The sequence below is a fragment of the Streptomyces sp. N50 genome, from assembly GCF_033335955.1.
Taxonomy (GTDB): Bacteria; Actinomycetota; Actinomycetes; order Streptomycetales; family Streptomycetaceae; genus Streptomyces.
In genome coordinates, this window is sequence record NZ_CP137549.1 from 7,439,251 (window position 1) to 7,463,201 (window position 23,951).

Annotated in this window: 23 protein-coding genes; 4 read left to right on the forward strand and 19 right to left on the reverse strand. The window is 71.0% G+C overall.

The window, feature by feature from the left end; genetic code table 11:
* The first annotated feature begins 183 nt into the window (after nucleotides 1-183).
* The 4 genes from R2B38_RS33210 to R2B38_RS33225 all read left to right on the forward strand — a co-directional run bounded on the left by R2B38_RS33210 (nucleotide 184) and on the right by R2B38_RS33225 (nucleotide 3,164).
* The gene (locus tag R2B38_RS33210) at nucleotides 184-732 is read left to right on the forward strand and encodes a DUF1697 domain-containing protein (protein WP_318019504.1); all 549 of its coding nucleotides are present in this window, start codon (nucleotides 184-186) and stop codon (nucleotides 730-732) included.
* Between the two features lie 93 nt (nucleotides 733-825).
* Nucleotides 826-1,848 carry a ketopantoate reductase family protein gene (locus R2B38_RS33215; protein WP_318019505.1) on the forward strand — a complete coding sequence of 341 codons (1,023 nt, stop codon included), beginning with the start codon at nucleotides 826-828 and terminating at the stop codon, nucleotides 1,846-1,848.
* Nucleotides 1,849-1,873: 25 nt separating this feature from the next.
* Entirely contained in the window at nucleotides 1,874-2,491 is a 618-nt protein-coding gene (locus R2B38_RS33220; protein ID WP_318019506.1) for a TIGR03086 family metal-binding protein, read from the forward strand.
* A 55-nt stretch (nucleotides 2,492-2,546) separates the two neighbouring features.
* Entirely contained in the window at nucleotides 2,547-3,164 is a 618-nt protein-coding gene (locus R2B38_RS33225; RefSeq protein ID WP_318019507.1) for a DsbA family protein, read from the forward strand.
* A gap of 202 nt (nucleotides 3,165-3,366) precedes the next feature.
* On the opposite strand, the gene R2B38_RS33230 is transcribed toward R2B38_RS33225, so the two are convergent.
* The 19 genes from R2B38_RS33230 to R2B38_RS33320 form a co-directional block, all read right to left on the reverse strand.
* Complete coding sequence (locus tag R2B38_RS33230) at nucleotides 3,367-5,841, reverse strand: GTPase-associated protein 1-related protein (RefSeq protein ID WP_318019508.1); 2,475 nt, start codon at nucleotides 5,839-5,841, stop codon at nucleotides 3,367-3,369.
* 104 nt (nucleotides 5,842-5,945) lie between these two features.
* Nucleotides 5,946-6,686 carry a sirohydrochlorin chelatase gene (locus tag R2B38_RS33235; protein WP_318019509.1) on the reverse strand — a complete coding sequence of 247 codons (741 nt, stop codon included), beginning with the start codon at nucleotides 6,684-6,686 and terminating at the stop codon, nucleotides 5,946-5,948.
* Nucleotides 6,687-6,696: 10 nt separating this feature from the next.
* The gene (locus R2B38_RS33240) at nucleotides 6,697-7,575 is read right to left on the reverse strand and encodes an ABC transporter permease (protein ID WP_033281514.1); all 879 of its coding nucleotides are present in this window, start codon (nucleotides 7,573-7,575) and stop codon (nucleotides 6,697-6,699) included.
* Complete coding sequence (locus tag R2B38_RS33245; protein WP_033281515.1) at nucleotides 7,562-8,344, reverse strand: ABC transporter ATP-binding protein; 783 nt, start codon at nucleotides 8,342-8,344, stop codon at nucleotides 7,562-7,564. The genes R2B38_RS33240 and R2B38_RS33245 overlap by 14 nt, the downstream gene beginning before the upstream one ends.
* Nucleotides 8,345-8,381: 37 nt before the next feature.
* Nucleotides 8,382-9,494 (reverse strand): aliphatic sulfonate ABC transporter substrate-binding protein, encoded by a 1,113-nt coding sequence (locus R2B38_RS33250; RefSeq protein WP_318019510.1) that lies wholly within the window; start codon nucleotides 9,492-9,494, stop codon nucleotides 8,382-8,384.
* 236 nt (nucleotides 9,495-9,730) lie between these two features.
* Nucleotides 9,731-11,065, reverse strand: coding sequence for a sulfate adenylyltransferase subunit 1 (locus R2B38_RS33255; RefSeq protein ID WP_318019511.1), 1,335 nt, complete (start codon nucleotides 11,063-11,065; stop codon nucleotides 9,731-9,733).
* Nucleotides 11,066-11,067: 2 nt separating this feature from the next.
* A complete protein-coding gene (cysD, locus tag R2B38_RS33260) occupies nucleotides 11,068-12,006 on the reverse strand; it encodes a sulfate adenylyltransferase subunit CysD (protein WP_318019512.1) in 939 nt (312 codons plus the stop codon).
* Nucleotides 12,003-12,566, reverse strand: coding sequence for an adenylyl-sulfate kinase (cysC, locus tag R2B38_RS33265; protein WP_318019513.1), 564 nt, complete (start codon nucleotides 12,564-12,566; stop codon nucleotides 12,003-12,005). Before cysC ends, cysD begins: the two co-directional genes overlap by 4 nt.
* Nucleotides 12,563-13,273 (reverse strand): phosphoadenylyl-sulfate reductase, encoded by a 711-nt coding sequence (locus tag R2B38_RS33270; protein WP_318019514.1) that lies wholly within the window; start codon nucleotides 13,271-13,273, stop codon nucleotides 12,563-12,565. The genes cysC and R2B38_RS33270 overlap by 4 nt, the downstream gene beginning before the upstream one ends.
* Entirely contained in the window at nucleotides 13,270-13,449 is a 180-nt protein-coding gene (locus R2B38_RS33275) for a hypothetical protein (protein WP_033281522.1), read from the reverse strand. Before R2B38_RS33275 ends, R2B38_RS33270 begins: the two co-directional genes overlap by 4 nt.
* Nucleotides 13,446-15,143, reverse strand: coding sequence for a nitrite/sulfite reductase (locus R2B38_RS33280; protein ID WP_318019515.1), 1,698 nt, complete (start codon nucleotides 15,141-15,143; stop codon nucleotides 13,446-13,448). Before R2B38_RS33280 ends, R2B38_RS33275 begins: the two co-directional genes overlap by 4 nt.
* Nucleotides 15,144-15,272: 129 nt before the next feature.
* Nucleotides 15,273-15,356 (reverse strand): putative leader peptide, encoded by an 84-nt coding sequence (locus tag R2B38_RS33285; RefSeq protein ID WP_309500612.1) that lies wholly within the window; start codon nucleotides 15,354-15,356, stop codon nucleotides 15,273-15,275.
* 127 nt (nucleotides 15,357-15,483) lie between these two features.
* Nucleotides 15,484-16,056 (reverse strand): GNAT family N-acetyltransferase, encoded by a 573-nt coding sequence (locus tag R2B38_RS33290; RefSeq protein ID WP_318019516.1) that lies wholly within the window; start codon nucleotides 16,054-16,056, stop codon nucleotides 15,484-15,486.
* 45 nt (nucleotides 16,057-16,101) lie between these two features.
* Nucleotides 16,102-17,361 (reverse strand): hypothetical protein, encoded by a 1,260-nt coding sequence (locus R2B38_RS33295; protein WP_318019517.1) that lies wholly within the window; start codon nucleotides 17,359-17,361, stop codon nucleotides 16,102-16,104.
* 246 nt (nucleotides 17,362-17,607) lie between these two features.
* A complete protein-coding gene (locus R2B38_RS33300; RefSeq protein ID WP_318019518.1) occupies nucleotides 17,608-18,894 on the reverse strand; it encodes a helix-turn-helix domain-containing protein in 1,287 nt (428 codons plus the stop codon).
* Between the two features lie 278 nt (nucleotides 18,895-19,172).
* Nucleotides 19,173-20,807 (reverse strand): acyl-CoA dehydrogenase family protein, encoded by a 1,635-nt coding sequence (locus R2B38_RS33305; RefSeq protein WP_318019519.1) that lies wholly within the window; start codon nucleotides 20,805-20,807, stop codon nucleotides 19,173-19,175.
* 94 nt (nucleotides 20,808-20,901) lie between these two features.
* Nucleotides 20,902-21,876 (reverse strand): 2,3-diaminopropionate biosynthesis protein SbnA, encoded by a 975-nt coding sequence (sbnA, locus tag R2B38_RS33310; RefSeq protein WP_318019520.1) that lies wholly within the window; start codon nucleotides 21,874-21,876, stop codon nucleotides 20,902-20,904.
* Nucleotides 21,877-21,908: 32 nt separating this feature from the next.
* On the reverse strand, nucleotides 21,909-22,937 hold the full coding sequence (gene sbnB, locus R2B38_RS33315) for a 2,3-diaminopropionate biosynthesis protein SbnB (RefSeq protein WP_318019521.1): 1,029 nt from the start codon (nucleotides 22,935-22,937) through the stop codon (nucleotides 21,909-21,911).
* Nucleotides 22,934-23,938, reverse strand: coding sequence for a TauD/TfdA family dioxygenase (locus tag R2B38_RS33320; protein WP_318019522.1), 1,005 nt, complete (start codon nucleotides 23,936-23,938; stop codon nucleotides 22,934-22,936). Before R2B38_RS33320 ends, sbnB begins: the two co-directional genes overlap by 4 nt.
* Between the last annotated feature and the right edge of the window lie 13 nt (nucleotides 23,939-23,951).

The following is a 23,951-nucleotide window of genomic DNA, read 5'->3' on the forward strand; positions in this document are numbered from 1 at the left end:
CGAAACCTTGTTGAACAAGTCACAGGTGGAGGTAGGTGTGCCTGTAGGTGTTGATCCGGAGCCGCCTCATCCGCCAGAGTTTCCGCACACCCGCACCTCACAGGGAGCGGACACCCGCACACCACATGGAGCGGCCGTCGTGCCCACCCCCACGGGGCACGAAGGCCGCTCTATGGTGTGCGGATGACGACGACGTATGCGGCGCTCCTGCGCGGAATCAACGTGGGCGGCAACAAGAAGCTCCCGATGGCAGAGCTGCGCACGCTCCTCGAAGGCCTCGGGCACGACGACGTCCGCACCTATCTGCAGAGCGGCCAGGCCGTGTTCGCGAGCGGCCACGGCGACGGGGAGTCCCTCGCGGCGGAGCTCGCGCAGGCGATCGAGAAGCGGTTCGGTTTCACGGTCGACGTCATCGTCCGCGACCACGCCTACCTCAAGGCGATCGCCGACAACTGCCCTTTCCCGGCAGCCGAGTTGGAGGGCAAGCAACTTCACGTCACGTACTGCTCGGCGCCGGTCGCCGAGGACCGCTTCGCGGAGATCGACCAACCCGCGTACCTCCCCGAGGAGTTCCGCCTCGGGGACCGCGCCCTGTACCTCTACGCTCCCGACGGCCTCGGCCGCTCCAAGCTCGCGGCGGAACTCTCCCGGCCGCGGCTGAACAAGGGCCTGATCGCGACGTCCCGCAACTGGAACACGGTCCTCAAACTCGTGGAGCTGACGGGTAGTTGAGGGCGATCCCGGCGAGGCGCCGGCGACCGGCCCCGTGGAGAGTTCACGAGATTGTCAATGGCGGCTACACGCGGCTGTGCGAGGCTCCTGGGTATGCGCTACATCATCATCGGAGCAGGGGCGGTCGGCGGGGCCATCGGTGGCCGGCTGGCCGGGGCGGGGTGCGAGGTCGTGCTGGTCGCGCGGGGTGCGCAGCGGGCGGCGCTGGCCGGGCACGGGCTGCGGCTCAAGGTGCCGGACGGGGAGTCGACGTATCGGCTGCCGGTCGTCGAAGACCCCGCCGAACTGGGCGAGTTGAGGACCGACGACGTGCTCGTGCTCGCCGTCAAGACGCAGGACAGCGAGGCCGCGCTCGCGCTCTGGGGCCTGGCACCGGTCACCGGCGGCGGCACGGCCGCCGAGCGGCTGCCGATCCTCTGCGCGCAGAACGGCGTGGAGAGCCAGCGGCTGGCACTGCGCCGCTTCCGGCGGGTCTACGGCGTCTGCGTCTGGTTGCCCGCGACCTTCGTCGAACCGGGTGTGGTCGCCGCCGAGGGCACCCCGCTCACCGGCATCCTGCACCTCGGCCGCTATCCGCACGGCACGGACGAGACCGCCCGGCTGATCGCCGCGGACCTGGAGAAGTCGCGGTTCGAGGCGCCGGTCGTGCCGGACGTGACGCGCTGGCAGTACGCCAAGCTGCTCAGCAATCTCGGCAACGCGATCGAGGCGGTCGCCGAGGTGCGCGACACCGAGGACCACCTGGCGTTCTACCGGCGGGTGCGGGCCGAGGGCGCGGCCGTGCTCGACGCGGCCGGTATCGCGTACGCGGGCGCAGAGGAGGAGAAGGAGGCGCGCGGCGACAAGATCCAGCTCGTGGAGATCGACGGCGCGCCGCGCGGTGGCGGTTCCTCCTGGCAGTCGCTGAACCGGGGCACCGGCACCATCGAGGCCGACTACCTCAACGGTGAGATCGCGCTGCTGGGGCGGCTGCACGGCGTACCGACCCCCCTCAACGACCTGCTGCAACGGCTCGCGAACACCTTCGCGCGCGAGCGCAGGACGCCTGGTTCGCTGCCGTTCGACGAGCTGATCCGTCTCGCCGACGACGCTGTCGCGTTTGTTCAAGAGTCCTGACGGCGCCCTCCCTAGCGTGGAGGGCATGAGCAACCACGACCTGAGCAACCACGACCTGCACCCGTACATGATCGAATGCGCCGCCGAGGCCGCCCGTGTCGCGCGCGGTGTCCGTGCGACCCAGCTCGACGACCCCACGCACTGCCCCGACTGGGATGTCCGCGCGATGGTCAACCACTGGGTTCTCTACACATCGCACGGCCTGGAACACCGTGCCCTGCGCACACAGCTCCCGGAGGAGCTGACCGCGCGCGACTTCACCGCCGACCCGGACTGGGCGGCCGCGTACGCCGCCCAGCTGGACCGGGCCGTCGCCGCCCGGGCCGACCCGGCGGTGTGGGAGGGCGAGGTCGACCTCGGGATGGCGAAGATGCCGGCCGACGAGATCGCCTCGATGATCATCAAGGAGCTGGCGGTCCACGGCTGGGACGTCGCCACGGCCACCGGCCAGCAGTACACCGTCTCGGACGGCGCGGCCGGCCTGGTCCTGGCCGTGGTCGAGAAGCACGGCGACCTCTACCGCCAGTACGACGGCTTCGCCGACCCGGTCCCCGTACCGGCCGACGCCCCCGTCTTCGAACGCGCCCTCGCGTCCAGCGGGCGCAACCCGAGGCAGCGGGTCACGACCGAAGTGGACCAGTGAGAGAGTGCCGTATTGGGCCGGGCGATCGGTCTGATCGGTGGCTACCGTTGTCCGTATGAGTCACGACAACCCGGTCCGCGTCGACTTCTACTTCGACCCCGCCTGCCCCTTCGCGTGGATCACCTCCCGCTGGCTGCTGGAGGTCGAGCGCGAGCGCCCGCTCGACCTCCACTTCCACGCGATGAGCCTCTACTTCCACAACACGGGCAACGAACTCCCCGACTGGTACCGGGAGTTGGTCGACAAGTCCATCGGCCCGGTCCGCGTCGCCGTGGCCGCCGCCGAACAGCAGGGCGACAAGGTCCTCCGGGACCTCTACACGGCCTTCGGCACCCGCATCCACGAGCGGCGCTACGACGACTTCGACGCCGTCGTCGCCGAGTCCCTCGCCGAACTCGGACTCCCCGCCGAACTGGCCGACGCCGCCCACGACGTGTCGTACGACGACGCGGTGCGCCGCAGCCATGAGGCGGGCGTGGAGGCGGAGTCGGGCGGATACGTGGGGACGCCGACCCTGCATGTCGACGGGACGGTGTGGTTCGGGCCCGTACTGCGGGCGATCCCGCGCGGCGCGAAGGCGGCCGAACTCTTCGACAGCTTCCGGGTGTTGGCGACGTGCCCCGACTTCTTCGAGCTGAAGCGGACACGCACCGGGGGGCTGTCCTTCGACTGAGCCCGGTGACCGTCGTCAGCGGTGGGCGTCGGGGCGGTTGTCGTCGCGCAGTGACATAAACGCGGCGCGCGACGCAGTACGGAAAGCGACCCCGGCGATCATGTTCATGCCGCCGGGGGCCGCACTGCGGACGGGCCGTCCGGGGTCCGACATCACAGGGGAGTGCCGGACTTCGGGCGGCACCTCCCCATCGACCGCCGGGTTATCCGGCGCGCCGACCCCGTCCCGCCAGCTTTCCCGCGAGGCGTCCCAGTGCGCCGGGGCGGTTCCAGGCGCGGAACGCGTCGAGTTTGCCGCGGGCCGCACGGTCGAGTGCCGTCTCGACCGCGCCCTGGTCCGGGCCGGACAGAGCTCGCACGGCCGGTCGCAACACCTTGGCCAGCAGGGCGGTTCGGGTCTCGTCCCAGGCCGGATACGTTCCCGGGAACGCGGTCCAGTCGCAGAACCGGTCGGCGACATACGCGGGTTCGCTCCGCAGCCGTTCGCCGACCTGCTCCGAGCGGGCCGCCCGCTCGTACGCGGCGAGGAGGCGCGGCTCGGCCGAACGGGCCAGCGTGTACAGCTCGTTCTCCGGTGCCGGTCCCTCCAGCAGTCGCCACGCGACGGTCCGGAAGGCGCGCTCGGCGACCGGGTCCGGCACCGGATCGGCGGCGCCAGCCGACGTCAGGTCCAGCACCCGGCCGACCCACTCCTCGCCCTCGCTCTCGGTGCTCAGCAGCCCGGTGAACTCCAGCAGGACCAGGGCGGTGCGCCGGCCCGGCCCGAGTTCCGTGGTGAAGCAGCGGAGCAGATCGGTGGCGAGCGCGGGTGTGCCGGGGTCGTCCGGGGGAGCGGCGAGCGCCGCCTCGATCAGCAACTCCCGGGTACCGGCGGCGCGATGGGTGTCGGAGCCCAGCTCCTTCAGCAGCAGGCCCGCCTGCTGACCGGTCGGCAGCTCACCGCCGGGCCAGGTGAGACGGAGGGCGGTGCGCAGTACGGCCGGATCGGCGAGCGGCGAGACCCCGGCCGTGCGGAGCAGACCGCGGAACCGGTCGAGCCGGTCGTCCGTCTCGGCGGGCGCGACACACATCCGCAGATGCGGGAAACCGGACTGCTGGAGATCGAGCGGCAGTCCCGAGCCCTCCAACACCCTTGCCACGGGCGCCGGTTCGGCGGCGGCGAGGGCGTCGAGCGAACCGAACAGCGCGACCCGCAGCCCGGGATGGGTGTGCACCGCGTCGAGCAGCGCGGGCGGACAGCCCACGGCACCGGACGCGACCCCGGGCGGAGACTCGGCCGACGCGTCCACCAGCTCCCGCGCCAACCGCCCCGCCAGCTCCGGCAGTTCGTCCTGGCAGTCGACGTCGAGCAGATCGGCGGCCCGCAGCAGCGCCAGGGGCCGTCCGGCGGCCGGTTCCGCCCGGTCCGCGATACCCGCCCGCAGCGAGGGCGCGAGATCGCGGGCCAGGTCGTCATGGGCCCGCGCGGTGAGCGACCCGGCGCGCAGCGCGGGCACCGGCCCATGGGCGAGGACCGCCGAGGCCAGCACCCGCGCGGCGAGCGGCGCCGACACCGCGGCCGTCACCCGTCCGTCCAGCCGGGCCAACAGCGCGGCCAGGGCGATCTGTTCGGCCGCGCCGGGCAGGGTCTCCGAGGGTGAGCCCAGGTGCGGCACCGGGCCGCCGCACAACCCGGCGACCAGCGCGTTCAGGGTGTCGTCGGGCAGTACGTCCACCCGCCCGGCCGCCCAACTCGCCGCCGCCGCACGGGCGTCCGTGCGCAGCTCGATGCCCTCGACCAGAGCGGACACGGCCAACGGGCCCAGATCTTCCGGGTCGTTGTGGAACAGGTCGGGGCGGCCCGCACGCCAGACGCGGGCGCACACCTCGGCCCAGGTGTCCGCGACCGGCCCGGACGGCTGCCGGCCGGTGCAGTTGTGCACGCGGTAGCGCTCGTCGTCGGCGACGGGTTCGGAGGACGGCAGCGCGCCGACGAGCTGCTGGCGGGCCTCCCGGGGGTCGCGGGTGTACGTCGTGAACGTGAGCCGGTGCGCCTGCTCACGGGGCAGGACCGTGCAGGCGAGCGCGACCCACCGGGCCACGTCGGCACTGTCGTGCTCCACGACCACGATCTGCCCGGCACCCGGGTCCGCCGCCACCGCCCGCAGATCGGCGAAGAACGCGGCGAGCCGATCGGCCCGGGACACCGCGAACGGGACCAGCGCCTCCTTGCGCAGCAGTCCGGAGGGTTCGACCCGGTCGACGGGACCGGGCCCGCCGTCCGGGGGAGTCGACTCGGCCCAACGCGGGGACTCCCACGTGGAGATGGGCAGGACACCGTCCGGCAACCGGGTCCCGGCCGGCAGCAGGACGGCGTGCGTGTGGAAGGAGACCGGGCCCCCGGCCCAGTCCGTGCCGGTGCACACGGAACGGCTCAACATCCGTCCGCCGTCGGCGAGTTCACTGAAGCCGAAGACCGTGGGGAACCTCTTGAGCTGCTCGGCGTCGGCCTGTTGCGGGCTGTCGGGCGGCGGCTCGTACCCGAGGAGCCGCTCGGCCTCCCTCAGCACTCCCGGCTCCACCTCCGCGCCGACCGCCGTGAACCGGGGGCCGGGATCCTCGGAGCCGGACGGCGCCGACGCGTAGTGCAACTGGGCCAGGACAGGCCCTTCGCAATGCCCGAACTCCCTACCCGCCACGTGTACTTGCTCCCCACTAGCCCTCAGAGGAACCATCCCAGCAGATCCAGGGGCCCGGGGAGACCCCTTTCCGGGAAACCGGGCAGGTGGGAACCGTGAAGGCGCTACGCGCCGACGGCCGCCAACGCCGGTGCCAGGGCGGCGTCGTAGCGCTCCAGCAGGACCCGCGCCACCTCGGGCGCCGGACCCAGCACGTCGGCGAGCACGTCCGCCTCCGCCGCGCCCCGCGCGATGCGGTCGGGCAGGAAGCCGGGCGCGAGGACGTACGGCGCGACCGCGACGCGTTCGCAGCCCAGTGCCCGGAGTTCGCGGACCGCGTCCTCGGTGCGGGGGAGCGCCGCCGAGGCGAACGCGGGCCGTACGGCACGCCACCCGGTGCGCCACCATGCCCGCGCGAGGCCGTCGATCACCGCGATCGCCTCCGGGTCGGTGGACCCCGCCGAGGCCAGCACGACTCCGGTCGTGGACTTGTCGGCGGGCGTCAACCCGGCCTCGTAGAGCCGTCGTTCGAGCGCGCGCACCAACAGCGGGGACGGGCCCAGCACCTCCGCCTGCCTGATCCGCAGCTGCGGCGGCGCGTCCCGCAGGACCGCGGGGATGTCCGCCTTCGCGTGGAACGCACGGGTCAGGAGCAGGGGGAGTGCTACGACGTCCTGTACGCCCTCCGCGGCCAGGGACTCCAACACGCCTTGCACGGAAGGGATGTTGAAGTCCAGGAAGCCGGTCTCCACGCGCAGGCCGGGCCGTCGCGACCGTATCCGCCGGACGAGGGCGTGGACGGTCGCGGCGTGCCGCGGGTCGCGGCTGCCGTGGGCGATGACGAGGAGGACCGGCTTCTGGTGCATGGGGATCAGCTCAGCTCTTCACCAGCAGACCGCGGCTGCGCAGCACCCACCGCTCCAGCGGGCTGAAGATCAGCAGGTCGATGGCGATACCGACGAACAGGATCAGGATGATGGCCTCGAAGACCATGGACATGTCGCTGTTGGTGCGGCCGTTCTCCAGCAGCTGGCCGAGGCCCACGCCCAGGTCCGGGAACTGCGCGATGATCTCGGCCGCCATCAGCGAGCGCCACGAGAACGCCCAGCCCTGCTTCAGGCCCGCCACATAGCCGGGGAGCGCGGCGGGGAGTGTGACGTGCCAGACGCCCTTGACGCCCGTCGCGCCCATCGTGCGGCCCGCGCGCAGGAACAGCGGCGGCACCTGATCGACGCCGGAGACAAGGCCGTTGGCGATCGAGGGGACCGCGCCGAGCAGGATCACGGCGTACATCATCGAGTTGTTCAGGCCCAGCCAGATCACGGCCGGCGGCACCCACGCCACCGACGGCAGCGACTGGAGGCCGGACAGGATCGGGCCGATCGCCGCGCGCACGAACTTCACCCGCGCCACCAGCAGACCCAGCGGGGTGCCGATCAGCAGCGCGAAGAAGAAGCCCAGCAGACCGCGCGAGACGCTGGTCCAGATGTAGCCGAGCAGATCACCCTTCAGCCAGGCGTCCTTGAACTCGCCGCCCACGGCACTCAGCGAGGGCAGCTTGCTCGGGTCGTCGACGATCGGCGTCAGGATCAGCCACACCACGATGACCACCGCGAGCGCGACGATCGGCGGGAAGATCTTGTTGACGAAGGTCTGCCGCAGACTCGGCCGGCCGGTGGCCGTGAACTCCAGTGCGTCCAGGCCGGCTTCGACGCTGCCGCCGTCCTTGACCGTCGTCGTCTCAGTGCTGGCCATGACGGCGGATCTCCCCACGCAGTACATCGGTGATCTCAAGGGACAGTTCGGCCACGGGCGCGTCCTCGATGCGGCGCGGCTGCGGGATGTCGACCGTCCACTCGCGGGCGATCCGGCCGGGCCGCGAGGACAGCAGGATGACCCGCTGGGCGAGCCGTACCGCCTCGCGCACGTTGTGCGTGACGAACAGGACGGACAGGCCCGTCTCGCCCCAGATACGGGTGAGTTCGTCGTGCAGGACGTCCCGCGTGATGGCGTCCAGCGCCGCGAAGGGCTCGTCCATCAGCAGGATGCGGCTCTCCTGGGCGAGCGCGCGGGCCATGGCGACGCGCTGGCGCATACCGCCGGACAGCTCGTGCACCCGCTTGCCGTACGCGCCCTGCAGCCGGACCAGTTCGAGCAGCTCCTCGGTCCTGCCGCGCCGCTCGTCCTTCGGAACTCCCCTGAGTTTCAGGGCGAGTTCGATGTTCTTGCCCGCGGTGAGCCAGGGGAACAGGGCGTGCTCCTGGAACATCAGCGCGGGACGGCCGTCCGTCGTGATGGACCCGGCGGAGGGCTTGTCGAGGCCCGCCACCAGGTTCAGCAGGGTGGACTTGCCGCAGCCCGAGGCCCCCAGGAGGGTGACGAACTCGCCCGGCGCGACATCGATGCTGATGTCGTCCAGGACGAGCTGCTGCCCGCCCGGGGTCGCGAAGGACTTCGAGACATGCTCAAGGCGTGCCGCGTGCTCGACCGACGCGGTGGTCTCCTTGGCGAGGGTCGTGGCCATGGTCGTCACCTCCTGGGAAGTCATCGGGATCCCTCGGTCAGCTCGTGCCGAGGCCGGCGGCGTCGACCGTGCTGTCGCCGTCCGCCTTGAGGACCTTGTTGAGGATCGTCAGGTCGTAGATGCCCTTGAGGTCGGGCTTCTCCAGCAGACCGGCCTTGACCGCGTGCGCCGCCTCGGTGTTGAGGGTGGAGGCCAGCGGGTCGTTGGTGAACTGGATCGAACTCCACGCCGGGTCAAGGACGTTGGCGGGCAGCGCCTTGCCGGAGTCGGCCTCCAGCTGCTTGTTCGCCGCGGCCTTCGCCTCCGTCGGGTTGGCGTTGATCCACTTGTTGGCCGCGACCGAGCCCTTCAGGACCGCCTCGACGACCTTCGGGTGCGCCTTGAGGAACTTCTGCGACACGATGATGTTCGTGATCACGAACTTCTTGTCGGGCCACAGCGACGACTCGTCCAGGAGCGTCTTGCCGCCCTCGGCCACCAGCTTCGACGCGGTCGGCTCCGGCACCCAGGCGCCGTCGATCGAGCCGGCCTTGAAGGCGTCCGGGGTGATCTTGTTGTCGGTGCGGACGACGGTCACGTCACCCTTGCCGCTCTGCGCGTCGACCTTCCAGCCCTGGTCCGCGATCCAGTTGAGGAACGCCACGTCCTGCGTGTTGCCCAGCTGAGGCGTCGCGATCTTCTTGCCCTTGACGTCCTTCAGGGACTTGATCTTCTTCGGGTTGACGACCAGCTTCACGCCGCCCGACGCCGAACCGCCGATGATCTTCAGGCTCTTGCCGTCGGACTTGGTGTAGCCGTTGATCGCGGGGGAGGGGCCGATCCAACCGATGTCGATGGAGCCCGAGTTGAGCGCCTCGATCTCGGAGGGGCCCGCGTTGAAGGTCGCGTAGTCCGCCTTGGTGGCGCCCAATTCCTTCTGGAACAGGCCCTGTTCACGGCCGACCAGCGCGGTCGCGTGCGTCAGGTTGCCGAAGTAGCCGATCTTCACGGAGGCGAGACCCTCGATCTTCGAGGACCCGGCGGCCACCTTCTCCTTGGAGTTGGTGCTCTTGGAGTCCGACCCGTAACCGCAGGCGGCGAGGGTGAGCAGAGGGAGCGCGGCGAACACGGCTATGCCGCGACGCAGATAGGTCGAGCGAGTGGCAGGCACGGGAGGTGTTCCTCTCGTTGGCCCGGCGGTCACGGTCTCAGGTCGTGGCCGGGAGGTCGGCAGGTCTTCGTTTTCGTCGCGTCCGGGACGTCGGGTGGGGGGACTGGGCGCGCAGGCAGTGCGCGTACGTCAGCACGCACATCGCGCCACCCCGCCCTGCCCGCTGCCGAGGGCGCCGCTGCCGACGCGGCCGCCCTCCTTCGCGAACGTGGAGTAGAAATCAGTGGAGTTCATGGTCAGAAATCCCAACCGTCTTCGTCCGACGCGTCCTTGACCGGCTCCGGCGCCGCGAACGACTCGCCGACCATGCCGGCGGTGAGCGTGGTGCCGTCCGCCGGGTCGATCAGGATGAACGAGCCCGTACGGCGCGAGTCGGCGTACGAGTCGACCGGCAGCGGCTCCGCGGTGCGGATCTTCACCCGGCCGATGTCGTTGGCGACGAGCTGTCCCGGATGCGGGTGCAGGGACAGGTCGTCGAGCGTGAGCCGGGACGGGATGTCCTTCACGATCGCCTTCACCGTGCGGGTGCCGTGCTTGAGGAGCACCCGGTGGCCCACGGTCAGCGGCGCGTCGGCGACATGGCAGACCGTCGCCTCGATGTCCTGCGTGGTCGCCGGGGCGTCCTTGCTGGGCACGATGAGATCGCCGCGCGAGACGTCGATGTCGTCCTCCAGCAGGATCGTCACCGACTGCGTGGTCCACGCGATCCTGACCGGCTTGCCGAGCAGGTCGATGCCGGAGATCTTCGTGGTGCTCCCGGAGGGCAGGACGGTCACGGGGTCGCCGACGCGGAAGCTGCCGGCCGCGATCTGACCCGCGTACCCCCGGTAGTCCGGGAGGTCGGCGCTCTGCGGCCGGATCACGTACTGCACGGGCAGCCGCGCATGGCAGTGGCTCAGGTCGTGGGCGACCGGCACCGACTCCAGGTGCTCCAGGAAGGTCGGCCCGCCGTACCAGTCCATGTTCGCGGACGGGTCCACGACGTTGTCGCCGGCCAGCGCCGAGATCGGGATCGCGGTGATCTCCGGGACGCCCAACTCACTGGCGTACGCGGTGAATTCCTCGGCGATCGCGGCGAACACGGTCTCCTTGTACTCGACCAGGTCCATCTTGTTGACCGCGAGCACCACGTGCGGAACCCGCAGCAGCGCCGCGATCGCCGCGTGCCGCCGGGTCTGCTCGACGACACCGTTGCGGGCGTCGACGAGGATCACCGTCAGCTCGGCCGTGGAGGCACCCGTCACCATGTTGCGGGTGTACTGCACGTGACCGGGCGTGTCGGCGAGGATGAACCGGCGTCGGGGGGTGGCGAAGTAGCGGTACGCCACGTCGATCGTGATGCCCTGCTCCCGCTCGGCCCGAAGACCGTCGGTGAGCAGCGCGAGGTCGGGGCCGTCCTGCCCGCGATCGGCCGACACCCGCTGTACAGCTTCGAGTTGGTCGGTCAGCACCGACTTGGAGTCGTGCAACAGCCGCCCGACCAGAGTGGACTTGCCGTCGTCGACGGAGCCCGCCGTGGCGAACCGCAGCAGCGTGGTGGCCGAGAGCTCCTCGGTCGTGATGGTGCTCATGGTTAGAAGTACCCCTCGCGCTTGCGGTCTTCCATCGCGGCCTCGGACATCTTGTCGTCGGCACGCGTCGCGCCCCGCTCGGTCAGCCGGGACGCGGCGATCTCGGTGATGACCTGCTCCAGCGTCACCGCGTCGGAGTCGACGGCGCCCGTGCACGACATGTCACCGACGGTCCGGTACCGGACGAGCCGCTTCTCCACGGTCTCGCCCGCCTTCGGCCCGCCCCACTCACCGGCGGTCAGCCACATGCCGTCCCGCGCGAACACCTCACGCTCGTGCGCGAAGTAGATCTCGGGCAGCTCGATGCCCTCACGGGCGATGTACTGCCAGACGTCCAGCTCGGTCCAGTTGGAGAGCGGGAACACGCGGACGTGCTCACCGGCCGCGTGCCGCCCGTTGTACAGATTCCACAGCTCGGGCCGCTGCCGTCGCGGGTCCCACTGCGAGAACTCGTCCCGAAGGCTGAACACCCGCTCCTTGGCGCGCGCCTTCTCCTCGTCCCTACGACCGCCGCCGAAGACCGCGTCGAACTTCTCGCTCTGGATCTTCTCGGTCAACGGCACGGTCTGGAGCGGATTCCGCGTCCCGTCGGGGCGTTCACGCAGCACACCGCGGTCGATGTAGTCCTGTACGGAGGCCACATGGAGGCGGAGTCCATGTGCGGCGACCACACGGTCGCGGTACTCAAGGACCTCGGGGAAGTTGTGTCCGGTGTCCACATGCAGCAGCGAGAACGGCACCGGCGCGGGCGCGAACGCCTTCAGCGCGAGGTGCAGCATCACGATGGAGTCCTTGCCGCCGGAGAACAGGATCACCGGCCGCTCGAACTCACCCGCCACCTCACGGAAGATGTGCACCGCCTCGGACTCAAGAGCGTCCAGGTGCGAGAGGGCGTACGGCGTGTCCGTACCGTCCTCGGCCTTGGCGACGGTCGCGGTCATGCCAGTCCCCTCTCGGTGAGCAGCGCGTGAAGTGCCGCCGCCGACTCCTGCACGGTCTGGTCCTGCGACTCGATCCGCAGATCCGGCGACTCGGGCTCCTCGTACGGGTCGTCGACCCCGGTGAGCCCGGTCAGTTCACCGGCGGCCTGCTTGGCGTAGAGACCCTTCACATCGCGTACGGAGCACACGTCGACCGGGGTCGCCACATGCACCTCGACGTAGGCGGCGCCGCTCTCCTGGTGCCGCTTGCGGACGGCCTCGCGGCTGTCGGCGTACGGCGCGATGACCGGGACGAGCGCCAACACGCCGTTGCGGGCGAGCAGTTCGGCCAGGAAGCCGATGCGCTGCACGTTGGTGTGCCGGTCCTCGCGGCTGAAGCCGAGGCCCGCCGAGATGAACTCGCGGATCTCGTCGCCGTCGAGCACCTCGACGAGCCGGCCCTCCTCGCGCAGCCGGCCGGCCAGCTCGTACGCGATGGTGGTCTTGCCGGCACTCGGCAGTCCGGTGAGCCAGACGGTGGCTCCGGTCGTCACGTGCGACTCCTTCTCGGTGATGGTCATTCGTGCAGCCCGCACTCGGTCTTCCCGCGTCCCGCCCAGCGGCCGGCACGCGCGTCCTCGCCCTCCAGGACCCGGCGGGTGCAGGGCGCGCAGCCGACGGACGCGTAGCCGTCCATCAGCAACGGGTTGGTCAGCACGCCGTGTTCGGCGACGTACGCGTCCACGTCGTCCTGGGTCCAGCGGGCGATGGGGGAGACCTTGACCTTCTGGCGCTTCTCGTCCCAGCCGACGACCGGGGTGTTCGCCCGGGTCGGGGACTCGTCGCGGCGCAGCCCGGTCGCCCAGGCCGCGTACTTGGTCAGGCCCTGCTCCAGCGGCTGGACCTTGCGCAGCTTGCAGCACAAGTCCGGGTCCCGGTCGTGCAGTCGGGGTCCGTACTCGGCGTCCTGCTCGGCGACGGTCTGGCGCGGGGTGAGCGTGATGACGTTGACGTCCATCACGGCCTCGACCGCGTCACGGGTGCCGATGGTCTCGGGGAAGTGGTAGCCGGTGTCGAGGAACACCACGTCGACGCCGGGCATCGCGCGGGAGGCGAGGTGGGCGACCACCGCGTCCTCCATCGAGGAGGTCACACAGAACTGCTTGCCGAAGGTCCGCACCGCCCACTGGAGGATCTCCAGCGCGGAGGCGTCCTCCAGATCGCGGCCCGCCTGCTCGGCCAGGGCTTTCAAGTCGTCGGTGGGGCGCGCTTTCTGAGTCGTCGTCATATCTCGTCTCCCCCTGCGTCGGTCTGCCGGAGCCCCCGGGCGAGGAGCCCGAGGAACTTCAGCTGAAAGGCCCGATTGCATGCCGCGCATTCCCACGCGCCATGACCCTGCTCGCTCGGACGCAGGTCCTCGTCGCCGCAGTAGGGGCAGTAGAAGGGGGCGGCCCGCTCGCTCACGTGAGGGACTCCTCACTGGCGCGCGTGGCCCAGGCGGCGAACCGCTCACCGTCCTCGCGCTCCTGCTGGAACCGGGTGAGGACCCGCTCGACGTAGTCGGGCAGTTCCTCCGAAGTGACCTTCAGGCCACGGACCTTGCGGCCGAAGCCGGCCTCCAGACCGAGGGCGCCGCCGAGGTGCACCTGGAAGCCCTCGACCTGCTCGCCCTGGTCGTTGAGGACCAACTGGCCCTTGAGACCGATGTCCGCGACCTGGATACGGGCGCAGGCGTTCGGGCAGCCATTGATGTTGATGGTGATCGGCTCGTCGAACTCCGGGATGCGGCGCTCCAGTTCGTCGATGAGCGTGATGCCGCGCTGCTTGGTCTCGACGATCGCGAGCTTGCAGTACTCGATGCCGGTGCAGGCCATGGTGCCGCGCCGGAAGGGGGAGGGCTTGGCGGTGAGGCCGAGCGCTTCGAGACCCTCGACCAGGGAGTCGATCTGCCCTTCCTCGACATCGAGCACGATCATCTTCTGCTCGACCGTCGTGCGCAGCCGGCCCGAGCCGTGCGCCTGGGCCAGTTCGGCGATCTTCGTGAGCGTGGTGCCGTCGACGCGGCCGACGCGCGGGGCGAAACCGACGTAGAAGAGGCCGTCCTGCTGGCGGTGGACGCCGACGTGGTCGCGCCAGCGGGCGACCGGCTGGGCGGGGGCGGGGCCGTCGACCAGCTTGCGCTTGAGGTATTCCTCCTCCAGGACCTGGCGGAACTTCTCCTGGCCCCAGTCGGCGACGAGGAACTTCAGGCGGGCACGGGTGCGCAGCCGCCGGTAGCCGTAGTCGCGGAAGATGCCGATCACGCCGGCCCAGACGTCCGGGACCTCGTCCAGCGGGACCCAGGCGCCGAGCCGGACGCCGATCTTCGGGTTGGTGGACAGACCGCCGCCGACCCACAGGTCGAAGCCGGGGCCGTGCTCGGGGTGGTTCACGCCGACGAACGCGATGTCGTTGATCTCGTGGGCGACGTCGAGGAGCGGGGAGCCGGAGATCGCCGTCTTGAACTTGCGCGGCAGGTTGGAGAATTCCTTGGTGCCGATGTAGCGGCTGTGGATCTCGTCGATCGCCGGAGTGCCGTCGATGATCTCGTCCTCGGCGATGCCCGCGACGGGCGAGCCGAGAATCACACGGGGCGTGTCGCCGCAGGCCTCGGTGGTGGAGAGACCGACCGCCTCCAGGCGGTTCCAGATCTCGGGCACGTCCTCGATGCGGATCCAGTGGTACTGCACGTTCTGCCGGTCGGTGAGGTCGGCCGTGCCGCGCGCGAACTCCTGCGAGATCTCGCCGATCACGCGGAGCTGGTCCGTGGTCAGCCGGCCGCCGTCGATCCGGACGCGCAGCATGAAGTACTTGTCGTCCAGTTCCTCCGGCTCCAGGATCGCGGTCTTGCCGCCGTCGATCCCGGGCTTGCGCTGGGTGTACAGCCCCCACCAGCGCATACGGCCGCGGAGGTCGTTCGGGTCGATCGAGTCGAACCCGCGCTTGGAGTAGATCGTCTCAATGCGTGTCCGCACATTGAGACCGTCGTCGTCCTTCTTGAACTGCTCGTTGCCGTTCAGGGGGGTGAAGTGTCCGGCGGCCCACTGACCCTCACCGCGGTGACGGCTCACCTTGCGGCGGGGCGCTGCGGCTGCAGGGTTCTCGGGGGTGGCGGCCATGTTTCTACGTCCTCCGGGACAGGCGGGTGATCGGCTCTGACCTGCGTGTACGGGCGCATGCGGGCATACGCGCGCGTCTTTGCGCAGTATGAGGCAGATACGGGGAAAACCGGCGGTGCTGCGGCTCGGCTAGCCCGCCGGACAGATGGCGCTGGACATGCGGCCGAGGTCGACGTGACGTCGACTCACCAAGGCAATTCCAGTTCCGGACATGACGGAAGCGTGTCACGGCGTTCTGGACACAGTCCAGCTTCGTCCGCCATGCGGACACCCTGGTCCCGCTATGTGAGACGAGGGTGTCATCGGTCACAAGCCGCGCACGCTGTCTTGTCGGCGCAGGTCAGACGCGGTAGGCCCCCGGCCAGGGGCCCGGAGTGGGTGCCTGCGTCACCTCCTCGACCTGCGTGTCGAAGAGCTTGAAGCCCCGGCGCTGGTAGTTGTCCATCGCGTGCACCCCGTCCAGGCTGCACGTATGCAGCCAGACCCGCTTGGTCGGCGCCCGCCCGGGCCAGCGGTCGGCGAGGTCCCAGGCGCGGGCCGCGCCGTAGGAGAGGAGGTGGCCGCCGAGGCGGCGGCCGCGGAAGGCGGGGATCAGACCGAAGTAGACGATCTCGACGACGCCGTCGTCCTGCGGCTCCAGTTCCACGTACCCGCCGGGCGTGCCCCGGTCGTACACGACCCAGGTCTCCACGCCCGGCCGGTCCAGGTGCTCCTGCCACTGCGCGAACGTCCAGTGCAGCCGGTCGATCCAGAGGATGTCCCCGCCCACGGACGCGTACAGATAGCGGCTGAACTCGGGGGAGGGCACCTCGGAGCGGGCGATCCGCACGTCCCCGTCCGGCGCGATGGCCGGGAGGAGGTCGCTCGGGTCGGTCTGCTCCAGGGACCAGGTGGTCACCGGCATGTTCGTCATGCCCGCCAGGGAATCATCCGGTCAGGGGATCTGTCGATCAGCTGATCAACCGAGCGAGCTGTCGATCGAGTTGAGCGGGAGTGCGAACAGCATCCGTCCGGACACCGACCAGACCTCGCCGGTCTCCTGCCAGTAGGAGAGGGAGTCGGTCTGCGGGCCCCAGCACTGGTGCGTCTCGTCGGCCCCGCATTCGGTGGCCTTGGCGCCGTGCTCGTCCTGACGCCACATCGAGCCCCGGCCGCCTTCCGGACCGGCAGCGCCGCCCACGTACCAGGCGGACCCGTTCGCGAGGACGCCCCCGGCGCCGTCGACCTTCGTCGCGTAGGCCTCGTCGGCGCTCGCGCGCCCCGCCGAGTCGGTGGCGAGCAGCCCCGGACGCGCGGGATCCCCGCTGAAGGAGTACCGCCACAGCCGCTTGTCCCCGCTCGCGACCAGACTGTCCGGCACCGTGCTCCGGTCGAGGGACAGACCCACGGGCCGTACGGCCGTCTTGTCGCCGCTCAGCCGGTACGACCCGACCGCGGGCAGTACGTACCGGTACCCGGCCGCCGACCAGCCGTCCCGCACCCGGCCGACCGCGCCGGCCGTCACCGTGGTGCGCTGGATGCGGTTCATGTCGTACACGTACAGCGCGTCACGTGTCCCGGTCGTGGTGGTGACCAGGAGTTTGTCCTCGTACCAGACCATTCCGGAGATCTTGGAGGCGAGCCCGCGATAGTCACGGCCGCCATCGGTCGGTACGGCGAGGAGGGCCCAGGTGTAGCTGAGGTGCGCGGTGTCGGCCGCGTTCACGAAGGCGACCTTGGCCAGGCCGCGGGTGGTCGCGCTCCAGCCGGAGAGGATCACCCGGTTCGAGCCCCACCAGCCGTCCTCGTCGGCGTCGCCCGAGGTGGTCACCGAGCGGGGCGTCCAGGCCGGGTCGGCCGCGTCGCCGCTGTCCCAGCAGTACGCGCGCGTGGCCGCCGGTTCGACGGGCAGCGCCGACTTCTCGTCGGTCGTGCAGTCGGCGGCGTCGCGCAGGGTGTGGTCGGCGCTCTTCAGGACGGTGTCGACGCCGACCGGGCGTCCCATCGCCGAGGAGAGCCGGTCCAGGGACCGCTGTGGCTCCAGGTGCTCCCGCAGCTGCAACGCGCCGAGGTCGGAGGCCGAGGTGAGAGGCTTCAGCGCCCCGGGATCGGAACCGACCGTCGCCTGCGAGGCGCTGATCATCGTCGCGGCCGCGGTGAGGCCGAGCGCGGCCCCGGTCAGCACGGCGCGCAGCGCCCTGCCCCGCTTGCGCCGGCGGTGTCGCCCACGTGCACTCATAGTGTCCTCCCGAGGCGAGCCAACTGCGCCTGGTGATCCGTGCGTTGACCAGGGAGCAGGTGGGGTGGCCCGTAGAGGGATGCTACGGCAGTCATGGCCGCCCCATGGGTAAGACCCCGCAAATATGCGGAAGATGCAGCCGGACGCGCCTTTTGCGCCACCTGTCCACCACACCGCCCTGACCCGCGCCTCCGCCCCCGGCCGCGCCCTCGCGTGCCCGCCGCGACAGCCAAACCGACTTCTCCGCTACGGCACTTGGGCCGACGTCCGTCCGCTGGTCACCCCGGGTGCCGTCGAGTGCGGCAGCAGCTCGCGCGGGTCGTCCGGCAGCAGCACCTCGACCTCGGCGTCCTCGCGGAAGCGGTACGGCCGGTGCTCCAGGAGCGCCCCGAGATAGCGCCGTACCCGGGACATCTCCGCACGCACCGTGACCGTGCGGCCGGGGTCGCCGAACATGTCCTCGGCCAGGGCGGCGGCGCTGCGGCCGGCGCGGTGCAGGGCCAGGAGGTAGAGCAACTCGGCGTGCCGCGGGCTCAGTTCGTGGGTCCAGGAGCCCGCGCTGCCGTAGACCGTCACCGACCAGCGGCGCGGCTGCGCGAGGTCGAGGACGATCCGGGCGGTGCCGGGCACCGGTTCGTCGGCGGCGCGGACCAGCCAGCCCCCGGCCAGCGGCTCCAGGGAGCACAGCCCGAGCGACGGCAGCCAACGGCGGCCCCCGGAGGGCGACTTGGGCAGCGCGATCCGCTTCACGTACGGCATTCCGGTGACCGCGGCCGTCCAGCCGTCCCGGTCCACCACCAGGGCCTGTCCGCCGATGCGGGGCAGGATCGGCGCCGCCACCGCGCGCAGCCGCTCCAGCGAGGTCAGGTGCAGCTCGCGCAGCCGGGCCTCGGCGAGTTTGGCCACCGAGTCGACCCAGGCGAGGGTGGCCGGGTGCATGGTCTCCAGCGGGCCGCTGACATCGACGACACCGATCAGCCGGCCGTCCCTGGGGTCGGTGATCGGGGCGCCCGCGCAGGTGAACGAGGCCAGCGCGCGCGAGAGATGCTCGCCGGCGAAGACCTGCACCGGCCGCCGGACGACCGCCGGGGTGCCCACGCCGTTGGTGCCGATGACGTCCTCGCGCCAGTCGGTGCCGACCTCGATGCCGGCCTCGTCGGCCTTGCGCAACACGGCGGCGCTGCCCTCCCGCCACAGCGCGCGGCCCTCGTCGTCGGCGACCAGCACGATGTGGTGGGCGGCGTCCGCGACCGACACCAGGCCCTCGCGCAGCACCGGCAGGACGTGCCTCAACGGGCTTGTGCCGCGCCGCCGTTCGACCTCCTCACGGGAGAGCAGCCCGGTGCGCAGATCGTGGTCGGGGCGGCTCCCGCCGCGTAACGCGCGCTCCCAGGACTCCTCGATCACCGGGCGCGGAGCGGGGCGGGCGCGCTGTCCGAAGGGCGTGGCGTACCGGGCGTCGCTCAGCATCCGGGCCGTCCGCGCCGCGTCGACGGTGGTGCGCCGCGGCAGTCCGGCCGGCGGGTTCGCCATGGGTCCTTCTCTCCGGTCCCGTGTCGACTGCTGAACTCGTGTCGACTGGTGTTCTCATGCCGGCTGTCGGTCGTGTACCGACTGTCGGCCTCGTATCGACTGTTGGTCTCATAGTGCCGCTCCGCGGTGACGGAGGGAGACAGTCCGGACACAGAAGCGGCCAAGTTGCAACCCTCTGCAACCCTGGTGAACAGCCGTACGGTGTCTGAAACTTGTCCCAGCTGCGAGGGTGGTGCCGTGTCGGCGCAGCACCACCCTCGCGTTGTGCCGGTGTTGGCTCAAACCGTCGGCCGGGCCCGTTCCGCGATCGACGTGAGGTCGAGGCTCGGCGGCAGGGTGCCGAACGCGGAGCCCCAGTCGCCGCCCAGCCGCGAGGCGCAGAACGCGTCGGCGACCTCTGGCGGAGCGTGCCGCACGAGCAGCGCCCCCTGCAGCACCAGCGCCATCCGCTCGACCACGCGCCGGGCGCGGCCCTCGATGCCGTCCAGATCCGCGAACTCGGCGAGCAGGTTCTTCATCGCCCCGTCCAGCCGGTGATCGGCGCCGCGCACCCGGCCGACCTCCACGAGGAAGGCGTTCAGCGCCTGCGGCTCACGCTGCAACGCCCGCAGGACGTCCAGGGCTTGGATGTTCCCGGCGCCCTCCCAGATCGAGTTGAGCGGTGATTCCCGTACCAGGCGCGGCAGTCCGGACTCCTCGACGTATCCGTTGCCGCCCAGGCACTCGGCCGCCTCGACCGCGACCGGTGAACAGCGCTTGGTCACCCAGTACTTGGCGGCCGGGACCGCCAACCGCAGGAACGCCAGCTCCTGTTCGCCTCCGTCGTCGTAGGCCGCCGCGAGCCGCAGCGCGAGGGTGGTGGCCGCCTCCGACTCCAGGGCGAGGTCGGCCAGCACGTTGCGCATCAGCGGCTTGTCGAACAGCTTGCCGCCGAACGCCTCGCGGTGGGCGGCATGATGGACCGCCTGCGCGACGGCCTGCCGCATCAGTCCCGCCGAGCCGAGCACACAGTCGAGCCGGGTCGCCGCGACCATCCCGATGATGGTCCGCACCCCGGCGCCCTCGTCGCCGACCCGGCGCGCCCAGGTGCCGTCGAACTCGACCTCGGCGGAGGCGTTCGAGCGGTTGCCGAGCTTGTCCTTGAGGCGCTGGATGAGGAACACGTTGCGGGTGCCGTCCGCCAGCACCCTCGGGACCAGGAAGCAGGTGAGCCCGCCCGGTGCCTGCGCCAGCACGAGGAAACCGTCGGACATGGGCGCCGAGCAGAACCACTTGTGGCCGGTCAGCTCGTACGTCCCGTCCTCGGCGAGCGGGCGCGCCTGAGTCGTGTTGGCGCGGACGTCGCTGCCGCCCTGCTTCTCCGTCATGCCCATCCCGAAGACCGCTCCGGCCTTGAGATGGGCGGGCCGCAGCTCACGGTCGTAGACCATGGAGGTGAGCCGGGGCTCCCACTCGGCGGCGAGCGCGGGGTCGGCGCGCAGGGCGGGGACCGCCGCGTGCGTCATCGACAGGGGGCAGCAGTTGCCCGCCTCGACCTGGGTCCAGATGAGGAACCCGGCGGCCCGCCGCACATGTCCGGCGGGACGGTTCCAGGCGGCGGTGAGCCCGGCCGACACGCCTTTGCCGAGCAGCCGGTGCCACGCCGGATGGAACTCGACCTCGTCGATCCGGTGGCCGTGGCGGTCGTGGGTGCGCAGGCCCGGGGGGTTGTCGTTGGCCTGCGCACCCCACTCCTGGAGCTGGGCCGAGCCGGCGGCGCGGCCCAGCGCGGAGAGATCGTCCCGGACCTCGTCCAGCAGCCCGGGCGGGGTGTGCCGTTCGACCGCCTCCGTCAGGACGCGGTCGGCGGTGAAGACGTCGTAGCCGACCAGTGGGGGAGCCTGGTTCGTCACGGTGTGGGTGGTGCGTGCCATGGCTGGAACCTACCCGTGGGGACGGCGGTGGTCGGGATCTCCACTGCGCGGCAGCTGTGGAGATCCACCCTGGCACATGTGCCACCCGCCGACGTCAGGCCGAGCGGGACATGGCCGCCAGCATCGCGGTCTCGGGCATCTCCTCCTCCAGCCAGCCGGTGCGATACACCGTGTCCAGATAGCGTTCGCCCAGGTCAGGGGCTATCGCCACCGCTGTCGTGCCATGCCGGCCGTTGCGGGCGAGCCACTGCTCGGCCCCGCTGACGACCGTGCCGGTGGATCCGCCGAACAGGAAGCCGCGCGCGGCCAGCCGGCGGCAGGTCGCCACGGTGTCCGGCTCCCCGACATGGATCACGTCGTCGATGTACGACGTGTCGAGGAAGGGCGGCGCCACGCTGGTGCCCAGGCCCGGGATCATCCGCGGCCCGGACTCCCCGCCGAAGGTGACCGACCCGGCCGCGTCCACGGCGACGATCCGCACCCGGCGGCGCCACTGCCAGAACCAGCGCGCGCAGCCCATCAGCGTCCCGGTGGTGCCGGCGCCGACGAACAGCACGTCCAGCTGCGGGAACCGGCGGGCGATGGCGGGTGCCGTGGTGCGGTAGTGCGCCCGCCAATTCCCTTGGTTCGTGTACTGGTTGAGCCACACGTACCGCTCGTCGGAGGCGCACAGCGCCCGCACGTACGCGATCCTGGCGCCCAGGAAGCCGCCGTGCGCGTCGGGCTGGTCGATGACGTGGACCCGGCTGCCGAGCGCCTCCATCAGCTGCACCGTGGGCACGTTGCAGCGTCTGTCGGTGATGCAGAGGAACCCGTAGCCGCGGCTCGCCGCGAGCACGCTCAGTGCCACCCCCAGGTTCCCGGACGACGACTCGACCAGCACCGAGCCGGGCCGCAGGATGCCGGCCCGCTCGGCGGCGTCCACCATCTCGGTGGCGGCCTTGAGTTTGACGGAGCCGGCGAAGTTGAACCCCTCGCACTTCAGATAGAGCGGTAGTTCCAGTGCTGCCCGCAGGTCGACGTAGAGGTCGTCCTCGTTGAACTCCGCGGGATCGGAAATAACAGCCATGTTCTCCCCCTAGTGGTGCGCCACGATCGCCGTCAGCCGTACCGGCGCAGCTCGTGGAAGAACCCGTCGACGACGTGGAGTTCGCCCCGTCGGACCACTTCGTCATGGACGAACCTGCCGACCGCGAGGTCGAGCACCCCGAGCCCGAAGGGCGAGAACACCACGGTCCGGTCGGTCGGTACGCTCACCCGGCCCGTCAGTACGTCGTCCAGCGTGCCGTCGATGAACTCCCGCCCCCCGGTGGCCTGTTCGGCCAGGTGCGGTGACGTGTCGGCCTTCAGGCAGTGCTCGACGTCGTCCACGAAGTTCGCGGACGCGAGCAGGATCGCCGGGTCGAGATCCCGCAACGACACGTGCAGGACCAGCGGATGATGGTCGAACCAGGCCGGATCGTGCACGTGCGGCGAGCCGGCGATCGTCGCGAACACCAGCAGGTCGCTGGAGCGGACGAGCCCTTCGGCCTTGTCGTGCACCGTGACCCGCCCCGGCGCCCCCGACCGCTCCAGGTAACCCCGGAACCCCTCCGCGCTCTCCGCGGACAGGTCGTGGACGCCCGTCTCCTCGAACTCCCAGCCGGTGGCCCGGAGATGGGTGTGGATGTAGCGGGCGATCAGCCCCGTCCCCACGAACCCGACCCGCAGCGGCCGTTCACGACCCTGGCTGAGCTTGTCGGCCGCGAGCGCCGCCGAACTCGCCGTACGGGTCGCGCTGATCACCGAACTCTCCAGGCAGGCATACGGATAGCCGGTGTCCGGGTCGTTGAGGATGAGCACCGCCGAGGCCCTGGGCAGCCCCGACCCGGTGTTCCCCGGGAAACTGGAGATCCACTTCAGCCCGTCCACCCGCAACGGCCCCCCGAGCGAGGCGGGCAGCGCGATGATCCGGGACGACGGGCGGTCCGGGAAGCGCAGGAAGTACGACGGCGGGTTCACCGAGTCACCCGCGCCGTGCAGCCGGTAGGTGGCCTCCACGAGGGCGCCGATCTCCGACTCCCGCCCGGCCAGGGCCTGTTGGACCTGCTCGCCGCTGATGACCGAGAACGAAGGCGTGTCGATGCTCATGCCGCCCTCCCGCCGGCCGTCGGGGCGAGGTCGCTCAGGCGCACCGGATCGCCGAGCCCGGCGAGCACCTCGCGCGGCCCCTCGAACGGCTCCCTGCCGTGCGCGGTGCGGATGTTGTCCACCAGCAGCAGATCCCCGGACCGCCACGGCTCGCGCCGCACATGCCGGTCGTAGGCCTCGTTGACGGCCGTCACGATGCCCGCGTCGATCGGATCGCCGTTCCCGAAGCGGGTGTTGAAGGGGAGCGCGTCGGCGCCGTAGACGTCGACGAGGTACTCGCGGACCTCGGGTTCCATCGTCCACTCGTTCAGGAACGCGATCTGGTTGAACCAGCAGCGCCGTCCGGTGACCGGGTGGCGGAGGACGGCCGCGCGGTGCTGGCGGGTGCGCAGCGAGCCGTCGTGCTGCCAGGCGAACTCGATGCCCTGGGCGCGGCAGTAGCGCTCCACGACGGCACGGTCGTCGGTGCCGAAGGCCTCGGCGACCGACGCCCCGATCTCCTCGTGGTACGTCCGCGTCAGCATCCAGCCCTCCCGCTCGAACCGCTCCACCAGCGGCGCGGGCAGCGACTGCAGGACGGCCTCGGCGTCGGCGACCGGGGTCGCGCCGCCCGCCGTCGGCGCCTCCAGGCACGCGTAGAGCAGCAGCCCCGGGAACTCCAGGGCGTAGCTCAACTCGTGGTGCTGGCACATCGGTTGGTCGGTCGGCCACTTCGTGGCGGAGTACACGCCCTCGGCGTACGTACGGCGGGGCGCGAACGGCTCCCGGTCCGCCATCAGGGAGTTCGTGAGCCGCCGGAAGACGGTCTCGGCCCCGGCCGGGTCGGCGAGGCCGAGCCCGCGGACCAGGACACAGCCGTGCTCGGCGACGACGGACCGCAGCGCCTCACGGTGCCCGGCGGCCCAGCCGACCGGGTCGCCGCCGACGTCGGCGTGCAGCAGCGGCGGGCTGTCCGGGCTGAGGGCGACGGAGTTGAGCAGAGTCGCGGAAGAGAGCGACATCTCGGTGTTCCTT

Coding starts and splice junctions, on each gene's coding strand:
- R2B38_RS33210 (WP_318019504.1), top strand. CDS start 184: ATGACGACGACGTATGCGGCGCTCCTGCGCGGAATCAACGTGGGCGGC.
- R2B38_RS33215 (WP_318019505.1), top strand. CDS start 826: ATGCGCTACATCATCATCGGAGCAGGGGCGGTCGGCGGGGCCATCGGT.
- R2B38_RS33220 (WP_318019506.1), top strand. CDS start 1,874: ATGAGCAACCACGACCTGAGCAACCACGACCTGCACCCGTACATGATC.
- R2B38_RS33225 (WP_318019507.1), top strand. CDS start 2,547: ATGAGTCACGACAACCCGGTCCGCGTCGACTTCTACTTCGACCCCGCC.
- R2B38_RS33235 (WP_318019509.1), bottom strand. CDS start 6,686: ATGCACCAGAAGCCGGTCCTCCTCGTCATCGCCCACGGCAGCCGCGAC.
- R2B38_RS33240 (WP_033281514.1), bottom strand. CDS start 7,575: ATGGCCAGCACTGAGACGACGACGGTCAAGGACGGCGGCAGCGTCGAA.
- R2B38_RS33245 (WP_033281515.1), bottom strand. CDS start 8,344: ATGGCCACGACCCTCGCCAAGGAGACCACCGCGTCGGTCGAGCACGCG.
- R2B38_RS33255 (WP_318019511.1), bottom strand. CDS start 11,065: ATGAGCACCATCACGACCGAGGAGCTCTCGGCCACCACGCTGCTGCGG.
- cysD (WP_318019512.1), bottom strand. CDS start 12,006: ATGACCGCGACCGTCGCCAAGGCCGAGGACGGTACGGACACGCCGTAC.
- cysC (WP_318019513.1), bottom strand. CDS start 12,566: ATGACCATCACCGAGAAGGAGTCGCACGTGACGACCGGAGCCACCGTC.
- R2B38_RS33270 (WP_318019514.1), bottom strand. CDS start 13,273: ATGACGACGACTCAGAAAGCGCGCCCCACCGACGACTTGAAAGCCCTG.
- R2B38_RS33280 (WP_318019515.1), bottom strand. CDS start 15,143: ATGGCCGCCACCCCCGAGAACCCTGCAGCCGCAGCGCCCCGCCGCAAG.
- R2B38_RS33285 (WP_309500612.1), bottom strand. CDS start 15,356: ATGTCCGGAACTGGAATTGCCTTGGTGAGTCGACGTCACGTCGACCTC.
- R2B38_RS33290 (WP_318019516.1), bottom strand. CDS start 16,056: ATGACGAACATGCCGGTGACCACCTGGTCCCTGGAGCAGACCGACCCG.
- R2B38_RS33295 (WP_318019517.1), bottom strand. CDS start 17,361: ATGAGTGCACGTGGGCGACACCGCCGGCGCAAGCGGGGCAGGGCGCTG.
- R2B38_RS33300 (WP_318019518.1), bottom strand. CDS start 18,894: ATGGCGAACCCGCCGGCCGGACTGCCGCGGCGCACCACCGTCGACGCG.
- R2B38_RS33305 (WP_318019519.1), bottom strand. CDS start 20,807: ATGGCACGCACCACCCACACCGTGACGAACCAGGCTCCCCCACTGGTC.
- sbnA (WP_318019520.1), bottom strand. CDS start 21,876: ATGGCTGTTATTTCCGATCCCGCGGAGTTCAACGAGGACGACCTCTAC.
- sbnB (WP_318019521.1), bottom strand. CDS start 22,937: ATGAGCATCGACACGCCTTCGTTCTCGGTCATCAGCGGCGAGCAGGTC.
- R2B38_RS33320 (WP_318019522.1), bottom strand. CDS start 23,938: ATGTCGCTCTCTTCCGCGACTCTGCTCAACTCCGTCGCCCTCAGCCCG.